General features: G+C 43.3%; 11 protein-coding genes and 1 riboswitch. Of the genes, 5 read left to right on the top strand and 6 right to left on the bottom strand.

Annotated features, from left to right (window positions below; translation table 11 throughout):
* From DES38_RS11075 to DES38_RS11055, 5 genes are all read right to left on the bottom strand, one after another.
* On the bottom strand, nucleotides 1-1289 hold a 1289-nt coding region (locus DES38_RS11075), incomplete at its 3' end, for a heavy metal translocating P-type ATPase (protein WP_146206380.1).
* A gap of 84 nt (nucleotides 1290-1373) precedes the next feature.
* Complete coding sequence (locus DES38_RS11070; RefSeq protein ID WP_110252171.1) at nucleotides 1374-3839, bottom strand: heavy metal translocating P-type ATPase; 2466 nt, start codon at nucleotides 3837-3839, stop codon at nucleotides 1374-1376.
* Between the two features lie 16 nt (nucleotides 3840-3855).
* Nucleotides 3856-4071, bottom strand: a complete 216-nt coding sequence (locus DES38_RS11065; protein WP_110252170.1) for a heavy-metal-associated domain-containing protein — start codon at nucleotides 4069-4071, stop codon at nucleotides 3856-3858.
* Nucleotides 4072-4154: 83 nt separating this feature from the next.
* The gene (locus DES38_RS11060) at nucleotides 4155-4592 is read right to left on the bottom strand and encodes a CopY/TcrY family copper transport repressor (protein ID WP_281267690.1); all 438 of its coding nucleotides are present in this window, start codon (nucleotides 4590-4592) and stop codon (nucleotides 4155-4157) included.
* A gap of 881 nt (nucleotides 4593-5473) precedes the next feature.
* Nucleotides 5474-6529, bottom strand: a complete 1056-nt coding sequence (locus DES38_RS11055; protein ID WP_110252169.1) for an NAD(P)/FAD-dependent oxidoreductase — start codon at nucleotides 6527-6529, stop codon at nucleotides 5474-5476.
* A 243-nt stretch (nucleotides 6530-6772) separates the two neighbouring features.
* Between DES38_RS11055 and DES38_RS11050 the strand changes: the two genes are divergently transcribed.
* The 5 genes from DES38_RS11050 to DES38_RS11030 all read left to right on the top strand — a co-directional run bounded on the left by DES38_RS11050 (nucleotide 6773) and on the right by DES38_RS11030 (nucleotide 11125).
* Nucleotides 6773-7573 carry an ABC transporter ATP-binding protein gene (locus DES38_RS11050; RefSeq protein ID WP_110252168.1) on the top strand — a complete coding sequence of 267 codons (801 nt, stop codon included), beginning with the start codon at nucleotides 6773-6775 and terminating at the stop codon, nucleotides 7571-7573.
* Entirely contained in the window at nucleotides 7570-8487 is a 918-nt protein-coding gene (locus DES38_RS11045) for an iron-hydroxamate ABC transporter substrate-binding protein (RefSeq protein WP_110252167.1), read from the top strand. Before DES38_RS11050 ends, DES38_RS11045 begins: the two co-directional genes overlap by 4 nt.
* A gap of 91 nt (nucleotides 8488-8578) precedes the next feature.
* Nucleotides 8579-9589, top strand: a complete 1011-nt coding sequence (locus DES38_RS11040; RefSeq protein ID WP_110252166.1) for a FecCD family ABC transporter permease — start codon at nucleotides 8579-8581, stop codon at nucleotides 9587-9589.
* Entirely contained in the window at nucleotides 9586-10593 is a 1008-nt protein-coding gene (locus tag DES38_RS11035) for a FecCD family ABC transporter permease (RefSeq protein ID WP_110252165.1), read from the top strand. The genes DES38_RS11040 and DES38_RS11035 overlap by 4 nt, the downstream gene beginning before the upstream one ends.
* A gap of 97 nt (nucleotides 10594-10690) precedes the next feature.
* Nucleotides 10691-11125 carry a GNAT family N-acetyltransferase gene (locus DES38_RS11030; RefSeq protein ID WP_110252164.1) on the top strand — a complete coding sequence of 145 codons (435 nt, stop codon included), beginning with the start codon at nucleotides 10691-10693 and terminating at the stop codon, nucleotides 11123-11125.
* Nucleotides 11126-11197: 72 nt separating this feature from the next.
* Here DES38_RS11030 and DES38_RS11025 read toward each other — a convergent pair whose 3' ends face one another.
* Nucleotides 11198-12175 (bottom strand): NAD(P)/FAD-dependent oxidoreductase, encoded by a 978-nt coding sequence (locus tag DES38_RS11025; protein ID WP_110252163.1) that lies wholly within the window; start codon nucleotides 12173-12175, stop codon nucleotides 11198-11200.
* A 287-nt stretch (nucleotides 12176-12462) separates the two neighbouring features.
* A riboswitch (SAM riboswitch) is annotated at nucleotides 12463-12565 on the top strand.
* Nucleotides 12566-12605: the final 40 nt, after the last annotated feature.

Below are 12605 nucleotides of genomic sequence, written 5' to 3'. Positions count from 1 at the left end.
TCCACAATTCCACGGGCAATTGGATGTTCTGACTCTTGTTCTAACGAGGCAGCCAACGCTAAAACATCCGCTTCTTCGAAGCCATCGACAATGTGAACATCGGTAATGCCGAAGGCGCCTTCTGTTAAGGTGCCCGTTTTATCAAAGACCACCGACTGTAGCTTTCTTGCCTCTTCAAAGCTCGCGCGGTTTCGAATTAACAAGCCCCGTTTAGCCGCTAGTGCTGTCGAGCGCGCAACAACGAGTGGTGTCGCAAGACCTAAGGCATGTGGACAAGCAATAATCATAACCGTCACCATGCGCTCAAGCGCATAATTAAAGGTGTAACCGAGCGACAACCAAACCACTAAGGTAATTAAACCTGCAGCTAAGGCAAGGTAAAACAACCATCTTGCCGCGCGGTTAGATAAGTCTTGTGTTTTTGATTTCGATTCCTGCGCTTCCTTCACCATCGTCACAACTTGAGATAAGTAACTTTCTTCACCTGTTTTGACCACCGAAACCGTTAAGGAACCTTCGCCATTAATCGCCCCACCGATGACTTCATCATCGATGTTTTTTTCAACGGGCACCGATTCACCCGTCAACATCGATTCGTCGACCGCAGACTGACCTTTTTCAATCACCCCATCGACCGGTATTTTTTCACCCGGTTTCACAAGAACTCGATTTCCTTTGGTTAATTCTTGAATAGGTACCTCTTTAACGTTACCCTCTTCATCGATCAGGTGTGCCTCAGAGGGCATTAACTTGACCAATTCTTCCAGTGCATTGGAAGCACTCATCACGGAACGCATCTCAATCCAGTGACCTAAAAGCATAATATCAACTAACGTTGCTAATTCCCAGAAGAAATTATTACCTGGTAGGCCAAAGACGGTTAAGGAACTATAACCGTAGGCAACCACAATCGCTAAAGCGATTAAAGTCATCATGCCTGGATTTTTGTCTTTTAACTCATCTTTTGCCCCTTTTAGAAACGGCATACCACCGTAGAAGAAAACAAAGGTAGACAGGATAAATAAAAGATACATATCACCCGTAAAGCGCCAATCCACATTGACGAACGATTGTAGCATCGGTGATAAAATTAAGATTGGAATGGTCACAATTGTTGAAATATAGAAGCGCTTCTTAAAGTCATCAATCATATGGCTATGATCATGACCGTGATCATGCCCCTCGTGCTGACCATGATGATCTTGATGTGTCTCATCATGATGACTATGCTCTCCGTTATGGTTCGCTTCATCTGTCTGTTTATGTTGATGATGTTCGTGTTTGTTCATGTTTCCACCTCTTTTTGATTATTGTTAAACGGATCGGCGGCAAAAATCACCCCGCTTCTATACCCGTTCTAATCATCACTGCTCTTAACGATTTGCTTGCACCGGTTTAAAACGCTTCAATCGTAATGCATTTAAAAGTACGGATACAGAACTAAAACTCATAGCGGCAGCCGCGAAAATCGGGCTTAAGAGTGGGCCACCAAATAAGAATAATAACCCCATCGCTACTGGAATCCCAGCTGTATTGTATGCAAATGCCCAGAATAAATTCTGTTTAATGTTTTTGAGTGTTGATTTACTTAGTTGAACCGCTGTTGGTACATCCATCAAATCACTACGCATTAATACAATGTCTGCTGACTCCATCGCGACATCGGTACCAGATCCAATCGCAATCCCAACATCTGCTTGCGCGAGCGCTGGTGCATCATTAATGCCGTCACCAACCATGGCGACCTTTTTACCTTCTGCTTGAAGTTTTTTCACTTCACTCGCTTTATCCTCTGGTAGGACTTCACTAAGTACGCGATCGATTCCTACTTGTTTGGCGATCGCTTCTGCTGTCCGTTTATTATCACCTGTAATCATGGCAACTTCGATTCCCATTTGGTGTAGTTGTTCAATCGCTTTCAGACTGTTTTCTTTCACAGTATCTGCTACAGCAATGATGCCAGCGATTTCTCCATCAATCGCAATATACATGGGTGTTTTTCCATCAGACGCTAACTGGTCCGACGTGTCACTTAATTCTGCTAGTGAAATCATCCGGTCATCCATTAATTTTTTGTTTCCCAATAGCACGTTTTGGTCATCAATGGTTACTTCGATACCATGACCCGGAATCGCATGGAAGGTAGTTGTTTTCATTAAGCTTAACTGGCGTTCTTCTGCACCTTTGACAATTGCCTCACCTAAAGGATGTTCTGACCCCTTTTCGGCAGAAGCTGCTAGTGCGAGCAACGTATTATCCAAGATACCTTTTACGGTTACCACATCCGTCACAATCGGTTTCCCTTCAGTGATTGTTCCTGTCTTATCAAAGACAATTGTCTCTAGTTTATGGGTGGTTTCAAGGGCAACCCCACTTTTTATTAAGACACCGTTCTCCGCGCCTTTCCCGGTTCCAATCATAATGGCGGTCGGCGTTGCCAGCCCTAATGCACATGGACAAGCGATAACAAGCACCGAAATTAAAATGGTTAACGAGAAAATCAGCGACTGTCCACTAAGGTACCAAGCCAATCCAGAAATGAGCGCAAGTCCGATAACAATCGGCACAAAGTAACCGGAAATAATATCCGCCATTTTAGCAATAGGTGCTTTCGAGCCTTGGGCTTCTTCGACTAATTTAATAATTTGAGCAAGTGCTGTATCCTTACCAACTTTCGTTGCTCGGTATTGAATTGTACCATTTTTATTAATGCTTGCACCGATAACTTTATCTCCAGATGTTTTTTCTACAGGGATACTTTCACCTGTTAACATCGATTCATCAATGGCTGTCATTCCTTCGACGACCACACCATCAACGGGTAGCTTTTCTCCTGGTTTAACAATAATGATATCGTCGACGACCACGTCATCAATGGCTATTTCTAACTCTTGTCCATCCCTCACAACGTGCGCTGTCTTCGGTGCTAAACCCATCAATTTTTTAATGGCCTCTGACGTTTTTCCTTTAGTCAAGGTTTCTAAATACTTACCTAAGGTAATGAGTGCTAAAATAACGGCAGCCGTCTCATAATACAAATCATCGACATAACTTGTATCCCCCGTATAAATCATCACGGTGGCAAAAACACCGTAGAGCGCGGCAGCACTTGTTCCGATTGCGATCAATGCATCCATATTTGGATGACCTCTAAATAACGTTTTAAACCCTGTTGCATAAATCGTTCTATTCACTAAAATAACTGGAAAGGTTAAGAGTGCTTGAGCCAGAGCAAAAGCTTCAGGGTTAGCGACAGGATGAATGAATCTCGGTATCGGCGCACCGACCATATGTCCCATCGCAATGTAAAGGAGCGGGAGCGAGAAGATTGCAGAGATTAAAAACCGTTTCCAAAGCCCTTTTATTTCTTGTTCCTTTTTGATTCGATCTTCATCAACCGATGCTGACGATCTGTTAACCTCTTCTTCCGCTAAGTAACCTGCTTCAGCAACTGCATCTTTAATCGCTGCTGCAGTTACGGTTGCGGCATCATACTGAACACTCATTTTTTCAGTGGCTAAATTCACATCAACTTCTGTTACACCTGCCATTTTTTTTGTTGCTTTTTCAATCGTTTGTGCACAGGAGGCACAGGTCATACCTGTGATTGAGAAAGTCTTACGTTCTGTGTCAGCAGCTACCTTATAGCCTGCTTTATCAATCGCTGATTGAATGTCTTCCATTGACACATCCGCAGCATCATAAGCAACGGTTAATTTTTCAGTGGCTAAATTAACACTTGCTGTGTCAACCCCCTCAATCTTTTTCGTCGCTTTTTCGACCGTTTGGGCGCAAGAAGCACAGGTCATCCCTTCAATCTTTACTGTTTTCGTCTCCATTTTCTTCACCCTTTCGTTACTTAATGCCTTCTGTTTGATAACCCGCTTCATTTATCGCACCAGTTATCTCGTCTTGAGTAAGTTTAGCTTCATCATAGGCGACTGTAACGGTACCAGCATCTAAGTTAACGTCAACGTCTGTTACACCTGTTTGTTCATTTAATGCAGACTCAATTTTGCTTACACAGTGACCACAATTCATGCCTGTTACCTTCATCGTTGTTTTTTTCATATTTATCTACTCCTTCTCTATAATTTATCGTTTTAGTATTATTACCTTTAATACTATTACCTTTAAAAGGTTTCTGTTGTTTCCTAATTGACCGTTTTGCATAGACATTGGCCTTTGACACAACCACACCGAACTTCATCTACGGCTTCATTTTTCTTTTCTTGAAGCGCTTCTTCTAATAAGGTTATATCATCATGGCTCAGCGTTGCTTCAGCCATAATGCTAGCAATCACTTTCCCAATATCTTTGTTGCAGACCCGCCCTAGTAACTTTGTCTCAAACAGTTTGATGCCTTCTGATTTATTAACTGCTGCACGGTATTGATAACGATTGCCATCCTTCTCCGTATTCAGCAAACCTTTATGAACAAGTCGACCAATTAACGTTTTCGTTGTTGCTTGCTTCCAATTTTTCTTTGTCCACAAAATATCGGCAATGTCTTTACTGGTTGCTTGATTTAATGTCCAAACGACCCGCATCACTTCCCACTCTGCGTCTGTAATTTGGAAGTTTCCAGCCACGTCATCACCCCCCTTTAATCGTTTACGATTGTAAACCTATAACAGTAGTCTACAACTGTAAACAGAAGATGTCAACCCTTATGATCTAAAATCCCACACGTTTATTTACGTCTTTTTTAAAAAATGATCCTTTCATCAACTTTGCCATCACTAGAGTTCATGGCCGTAAACATTCATACCCCCCTGCGATAATTTCGTAGGAGGGTATGGGCGTTACCGTTATTGTTATGCTTCTGCTAAGTCATGATCAAACACGTTCATTTGTTTTGTTTCGCGCATACGTGCCATCGATACAGGCTGATGCTCTTCAAAATAAGCAAGATGCACCCCCTTTTCTTTTGAGAAGATTCGCTTACCGCCATGATTGTTACCCGTAAGCGATAACTATGGATTAAATGGTATTGGATAGCAGCGTTGCTGCGGTATGGATTCACAGCGAAACTAACAGGGTCCGGTGTTCACGAAAAGCATTCATTAGCTTCACCCACTTATCATTTAATATTCTTTCTCATATTGTACTAAAACCAAAAATACTTCACAGCAATGCTTTGTCTTTCCTACTTTTTATATTCTGTGAAATGTTTTAAACGTCGCTTGAAAGCATGTGAATGTTAGCACCTATTGATTGATGATTTCAAGAAGACCCGCGCGCTATTCAATACAATTACTCGCTGTTAGCTGGATTTTTCCGATAACGACACACTAAGACCCCAATCAAGTTCTTACTGCATGTTACAACATTCAGTAAGAACTCGAATGGAGCCTTCTGTGAATATACCCTCTATGAATGCTTTAAATAGCAACACGCTACTGTTTTTGTTATTTCCTATCGTTTCAAATGAAGCAAATTGCATCGATTATCGCTAACCGGCCACGGGTTGCTATTCTTCCTTATCGTCGTTTAACTCAGATGCCTTTTGCGTTTTTTCTTTTAGCTCTTGATGGTGACTCGACACCATCCCAAATCGATCTGCTTCTGGCTCAGTATACATTTTCGCTTGATTTACTGCGTTAACTGCATCTTGAAAACAACCCGCAATCAAATTCACTTTGCCTGGATAGCTGATGATGTCACCTGCTGCATAAATACCTGAGAGACTTGTTTTGCCTTCTGCTGTACCGGCCAAATAAAAATCATTGATTCGCTCAAGTGCCAAATCGCTCTCGTCAAGTAAGGACGTGTCCTTCTCGTAACCGTGATTAACTATTACGGCATCAACGGAAATGGTTGTGGCATCATCGGTTTCAACGTGTGTCAAGGAAACATTTTCAACCACACCTGTTTCATCGTCCGTTTTTAACGCAGTGATCGCGTGCTGTGGAAATACCGCGACAGATGAACTGAGCAGCTCTTTGACTGATCGTTCATGAGCCGTCGGGGTTTCTTTCCGGTAAGTGAGCGTTACTTCATGTGCGATTGGTTCCAGTAAACGCGCCCAGTCAATCGCTGAATTTCCGCCTCCTGAAATTAGGACCCGCTTATCCTTAAACTGCGTTAACGTTGGCATCGTGTGGTAAAGATTCGTTGCTGGTTTAGTGAGGGTCGCTTCTGCTTCTAAACGTTTTGGATGTAAGATCCCTCCGCCAACGGCAATAATAATTGCCTTCGTCCAGTGACGTTGACCACTCGCTGTTGTCAGAGTAAATGTTTCATCTTTTCCACGGGTGATCACTGTTACTTTTTCATTTAAAACAACTGTTGGATCAAACGTTAACGCCTGGTCTGTAAGTTGCTTAATTAACGCTTCACCTTTAATCGGTGGCACACCGCCGACGTCCCAGATGGTTTTTTCAGTGTAAACGTGCATCTTTCCCCCTAAACTCGGATGGGCATCAATCAGTTTTGTTTTCATGTGGCGTAAACCACTATAAAAAGCACTGTACAAGCCAGCAGGTCCACCACCAATAATCGTCACATCAAAAAGGTCTGTTTGCATCTTCTCCACTCCTCACATCTATTAAACATTTAGGATACCATTCAATTGATAATCATTATCAATGATAAATGAACCCTTGTCAATGTACAACCCTTTCTTTAACACGTAGAATGAAAACAAGGCATGATTCGTTCTAGCCATTATTCCTTACCAAAATTTATCATTGACAGAAAACTTCAACACCGCTATATTATACATATGTTACTGATATCGATAATCATTCTCATTACGGAGGTTTTATAGATGGATCGCCTGTCGACAGCGGATGTAACCATCGGCTATGACGATACGCTCGTCATTAAAGATTTAAATATCACCATCCCTGATAAAAAAATCACAACCATTATTGGATCCAATGGTTGTGGCAAATCAACATTATTAAAAGCGATGACTCGCATTCTCCCTTACCAAACCGGTGGCATCTTTCTCGATGGTAAAGAAATCACCACAGAACATACGAAGGCCCTTGCGAAAAAAATGGCGATTCTCCCCCAAGCACCAGAAGGAGCGCATGGTTTAACTGTTGGAGAGCTCGTTTCGTATGGCCGCTTCCCTTACCAAACCATGCTTGGCCATTTAAGTAAGAAAGATCACGACGTGATCAACTGGGCTTTGGAAGTTACCGGGACATCCAGTTTTAAGTATAAAGCCGTCGATGCTTTATCCGGTGGTCAGCGTCAACGGGTCTGGATTGCGATGGCTTTAGCACAAGAAACTGACATTATTTTTCTTGACGAGCCGACGACTTATCTAGATATGGCACACCAATTAGAAGTCTTAGAATTGCTAGAGCGTTTGAATAAGGAAGAAGGACGGACGATTGTGATGGTTCTCCATGATTTAAATCATGCCGCCCGTTTTGCTGACTTTATCATTGCTTTAAAAGAAGGGGCCATCGTTCGTGCAGGTGCGCCTGTTGATATTATGATTTCAGATGTACTAAAAAAAGTTTTTCAGATTGATGCCGTTATCGGCAAAGATCCACGCACCAATAAACCGATGTGTTTAACTTACCAATTACTTGAAGGAGGAACATTGACATGAAAAAACTATTTTTTGTCGCGATCATTGCACTCGTTGCACTTGTCGCTTGTAATACCAATGATGAAACAACTGAACCGGAGACAGAAGGGACAGATGAAGCAACCACCTTTACTTATCAAGCAGAAACAGGTCCGGTTGAGGTGCCGACTAACCCTGAACGCGTTGTCGTTCTATCTGGTTATACGGGTGATGTCATCAAACTTGATGTCAACATCGTTGGGGTTGATACGTGGTCAAAAAACAATCCGACGTTTGCGGATGAATTAGCTGATGTTGAAGAAGTCTCAGAAGATAACCTTGAAAAAATCATTGAACTTGAGCCTGATTTAATTATCGCGCTTTCAACGGTTAGCAATTTAGATACCTTGCAAGAGATTGCGCCAACGGTGACCTACACATGGGGCGCGATGAATTATCTTGAGCAACATATTGAAATTGGCAAACTATTAAATAAAGAAGAAGCAGCGACGGCTTGGGTTGAAGATTTCCGCACGCGTGCTGAGTCAATTGGTGAAGAAATTAAAGCTGAAATTGGTGAAGACACCACGGTCTCTGTATTAGAAGCTTTTGATAAAACCGTTTATGTCTACGGAAACAACTGGGCACGTGGAACCGAAATTCTTTACCAAACAATGGAGCTGGCTATGCCTGAAGCGGTCGAAGAGGATGTCGTTGCTGATGGTTACCTTGCTTTATCAATGGAAGTCATCCCGGAATATGTTGGTGACTATCTTATCCTTAGTAAATACGAAGGTGCAGACACGGCCTTTGAAGAAACAGAAACATTCCAAAACATGCCTGCTGTCCAAAATGGCCATGTGATTGAAATGCAAGGTGAAGGCGCGAGCTTTACCGATCCGATCACCTTAGAAAAACAACTTGCATTCTTTGAAGACGCCTTTCTAGGCGAATAATACCTTTGTTAGCCTAAGAGGACGATGTGGGTTTTTAGCACATCATCCTCTTCTCTTCTGTTTATCCTGTTAAAAAGCGAGGTGATTCACCATGTTACAACCGATCAATCAAACTAAACGCTTCAGTCTCACCTTCATGATAAGTCTATTGCTTCTATTTGTGATGTTTACATTCGCCATGATTTTTGGTGCGGCTGACATTGCTGTCAAAGACGTTTTATCATCACTTTTCACTACCGAGACAAGTGATCAAATACTTATTATTCGGGAGATCCGCTTGCCACGTGAAGTGGCTGCAGTCTTCGTCGGCGCAGCACTCGGTGTTGCCGGTGCGATGATGCAGGGCATGACCCGCAACCCCTTAGCTGATCCTGGGCTGCTTGGGCTTTCTGCCGGTGCTTATGCAGCACTCGCGATTACCTCGGCAATTTTCCCTTTTCTTAATTACTACATGGTGATGATCACGAGCTTTGTCGGGGCAGCGGTTGGCGGGGCGCTAGTGTTCGGTTTAGGGGCGGTTAAACGCACCCAGTTATCGCCTGTGCGGATGGTGCTTGCTGGTGCCGCTATTTCAACTTTCCTATATGCAATCGCTGAAGGCATTGGGCTTTATTTTAAACAAACCAAAGACATGGCCATGTGGACCGCAGGTGGGCTCAGTGGCACCACTTGGTCACAACTTGAAATTGTCATCCCTTTTACACTCATCGGTATCATTGGCGCAATCCTTTTATCTTCTCGCTTAACCATTCTAAGTTTAAGTGAAGAAGTTGCTGTTGGTTTAGGACAAAACATTAAACAAACACGTATTTTTTTATTTTTATTCATTATTATTTTAACCGGTTCAGCGGTTGCTTTAATTGGCAACATGACCTTTATCGGTTTAATGATTCCCCATATTGTCAGACGTTTTGTCGGAATGGACTACCGCTTCATTATTCCAGTCTCGGCTAGTTTTGGTGCGATTTTCATGGTGTTTGCTGATACGGTTGCACGGCTTATTTACGCACCCTATGAAACACCCGTGGTGGCCATTGTATCCATTTTCGGCCTCCCTTTTTTCCTTTGGGTTGTTAAGATAAAGCGAGGTGCTTTTCTATGATTCATGCAAGCTTGCTTAAAAAACAGCACTTCTATTTAGGACTCATGGCAGTTGTTATTTTCATTACTTTAATGATTGCGATGACTTCTGGGCACGCCAGTTTACCACTTCACCGCTTAATCCCAACACTTACTGGTGCGGGTACGTTTCAAGAGTCATTCATCTTGTTTTCGATTCGCATGCCGCGTATCATTATTACCTTACTCGCTGGCATGGCCCTTAGCTTATCCGGGGCAATTTTACAAAGCGTAACCCGTAATGATTTAGCAGACCCAGGTATCATTGGAATTAACGCAGGCGCTGGTGTGGCCGTTAGTATCTTCTTTATTTTCTTTAATATTGAAGCAGGGACGTTTGTCTACATGATCCCGTTGGTTGGCTTTATTGGGGCTTTAATCACCGCGGTTTTGATTTATCTGTTTAGTTATAAACGCACTGAGGGCATAAAACCGATGCACTTAATTCTCGTCGGTGTCGGATTTTCAACGGCTTTGTCAGGTTTAATGGTTGTCATTATTTCTTCACAAGAGGCAGAGAAAGTTGATTTTATTGCCAAGTGGTTAGCGGGTAACATTTGGGGAAGTGATTGGCCGTTTGTGTTTGCGTTACTTCCTTGGCTGATTGTGTTTATTCCGTTCACACTACTGAAAGCAAATCGACTCAATTTACTCAGCATGAGTGAATCGGTTGCGATTGGCGTTGGTGTTTCCATTCAAAAAGAACGGATCCAACTCTTATTCGCTGCCGTCGCTTTAGCTGCTGTTAGCGTCTCGATTACTGGTGGCATTGCTTTTATCGGTTTGATGGCACCGCACATTGCCAAACGTTTAATTGGACCTAGACACCAGCTCTTTTTACCTTTAGCGATTCTTACTGGCGGCTGGTTATTACTCGTTGCCGATACGCTTGGACGCAGTTTAACCAACACAATGATTCCTGCCGGGATTGTCGTATCACTGATCGGTGCCCCGTACTTTATTTATTTACTGCTCACCAGTGATTAGAGCTGACGAAAACCGTGTCTATATGTTAAAATAAGCGATCATTCATTATTAAATAAACAACATCAGCGTTAATTTAAAAGGCTTAGGAGGTCAGTAGATGACAGTCAAACACATTAACACCGCAGATGATTTAGCACAGGCTTTTTCCATCCGCAAACACGTCTTTGTCGAAGAACAAGGCGTCGCACTTAAAGACGAATTTGATCACTATGATCAGTTAACGCCTGCCGTTCAACACCTGCTAGTCCTAGACAAAGGTCAAGCAGTCGGAACAGCCCGCTTACGGGAAGTCGATGGCCAGGGTAAATTCGAACGCATTTGTTTACTGAAACAAGCACGCGGCCAAGGATTAGGACGAGACATACTCATTGCGTTAGAAGCATTAGCCATCACCCGCGGTCTTACAAGGGTAAAACTGCATGCACAAACCCATGCGGAAGGTTTTTATCAATCGCTCGGTTATCGAACCGATTCCGATGTGTTTGACGAAGACGGCTTGCCCCATGTACGCATGGTAAAAACGTTAAGCTAAACTAGCCCCACACCTTCACGGTTTAATGCATCACGTCGAGGTGTAGGGCTATTATTTATTTGCTTGCATATCTCAAACGTTTAACAACGCCTCTCCGGCCATCACCCCGGAAATAAACGCACTTTCAAGGCGGGTGTGTGTCGCCTTATCGCTCGCTGCTAGAAAGGCATCACCAGCAATCAGAAGTGGTTGTGCTGCCGTTACCGTCATATATGGCTGACGCAGAAATTCGATTGCTTCTGCATACCGCCACTTTTTCAGTTGAACCGATAAGACGTGGCGAGGATCGATATAGGGCGCGACTATCGTAGAGACTTCCGCTAAAATATCACGGTCTGTGTTATCGTCGTGGCGCAAACTCCAAGCACCCGTCATATAGACACTGACCGTATGTGCCGCTGATATCCCCTTCTGATAGTGATCAACGATGCGCATGACCCCCTCTGGTAAATCGTTATCAAGATGGCCGCTTTCCGGTAACGGTGGTGCTTCCCTTAGTTGAAAGAGCCCGACATGACAAGGATGAAAGCGAATCGCATCCAGTTGGTCGATGACGGGTTGTGCTAACGGCAACTGCCCTCTAATCAGCAGCGCTTTTGCTTGTGGTGCTGGTGCGGTGACAAGCACAGCTGCGGCATAAATTTTTTCACCTAACGTTGTCGTTAACAAAAAGCCGTTGTCTTGTTCTTTAATCTCGCTAATTTCAGTATTTAACCGGACAGGTAACTCGTTTGCTAACGCTTTGGCCAATGCATTCATGCCATTTGGGCTCATATAGCGCGCATGGTGTTCGCCGAACCATGGTTTCACTAGGCCACGCGCTAACCACTGCTCAATCGCGGTCTGAAACCTAGCTGTGCGTGCCGTAAAAAATTGCGCCCCGTGATCAACTTTCCCCTCATCTATTCGCCGGGTCGCCATTCGCCCACCTACACTACGGCTCTTTTCGATGATTAAAAAATCAGTCTGTTTATTTTCGCGTAACACGCATCCAGCACTAATTCCTGCCATTCCTGCACCTACAATAACTATTTTCACCTTAGTCGTCATTTATTTAGCTCCTTTTAATCAATCATTTCCTTTTCTGATTTGGTCACTCTTCTATAGCAAGCATACGTTTATATTTCGGCTTTCACAAGCGATTCACACTTCATAGCAATCGCTTATTATTCTTCTGTCTCTATGCGTTTAAAGAGACGGTGGTTCGCTTAATCAAAAGTTTCATAACCAAATCGCGGGCTACTGCCAGTTCAGCAACACATCCCCATCTTTTTTTACTGAAAGGTTGACAAACCCATTTATATCCTGTATATTAACAGAAAATTCATACGATTAACAACTCATCCAGAGAGAGGGAGGGACTGACCCTGTGAACTCTCGGCAACCGCTTCTTAAGCAAGGTGCCAATTTCAGACGTACAACACGTACTAAAGATGAGAAGCTATGGCTACGTTTATCTTAAGCCTCTTCTCACCGCAAT

The sequence above is a fragment of the Streptohalobacillus salinus genome, assembly GCF_003201605.1.
In the GTDB taxonomy this organism is placed as follows: Bacteria; Bacillota; Bacilli; order Bacillales; family Amphibacillaceae; genus Streptohalobacillus; species Streptohalobacillus salinus.
This window is presented reverse-complemented; position numbering and strand designations above follow the sequence as displayed.

What these genes read in the sequence shown, in the direction of transcription:
- DES38_RS11070 (WP_110252171.1), bottom strand. Translation starts at nt 3,839, where the DNA reads ATGGAGACGAAAACAGTAAAGATTGAAGGGATGACCTGTGCTTCTTGC.
- DES38_RS11025 (WP_110252163.1), bottom strand. Translation starts at nt 12,175, where the DNA reads ATGACGACTAAGGTGAAAATAGTTATTGTAGGTGCAGGAATGGCAGGA.
- DES38_RS11030 (WP_110252164.1), top strand. Translation starts at nt 10,691, where the DNA reads ATGACAGTCAAACACATTAACACCGCAGATGATTTAGCACAGGCTTTT.
- DES38_RS11035 (WP_110252165.1), top strand. Translation starts at nt 9,586, where the DNA reads ATGATTCATGCAAGCTTGCTTAAAAAACAGCACTTCTATTTAGGACTC.
- DES38_RS11055 (WP_110252169.1), bottom strand. Translation starts at nt 6,529, where the DNA reads ATGCAAACAGACCTTTTTGATGTGACGATTATTGGTGGTGGACCTGCT.
- DES38_RS11050 (WP_110252168.1), top strand. Translation starts at nt 6,773, where the DNA reads ATGGATCGCCTGTCGACAGCGGATGTAACCATCGGCTATGACGATACG.
- DES38_RS11045 (WP_110252167.1), top strand. Translation starts at nt 7,570, where the DNA reads ATGAAAAAACTATTTTTTGTCGCGATCATTGCACTCGTTGCACTTGTC.
- DES38_RS11065 (WP_110252170.1), bottom strand. Translation starts at nt 4,071, where the DNA reads ATGAAAAAAACAACGATGAAGGTAACAGGCATGAATTGTGGTCACTGT.
- DES38_RS11040 (WP_110252166.1), top strand. Translation starts at nt 8,579, where the DNA reads ATGTTACAACCGATCAATCAAACTAAACGCTTCAGTCTCACCTTCATG.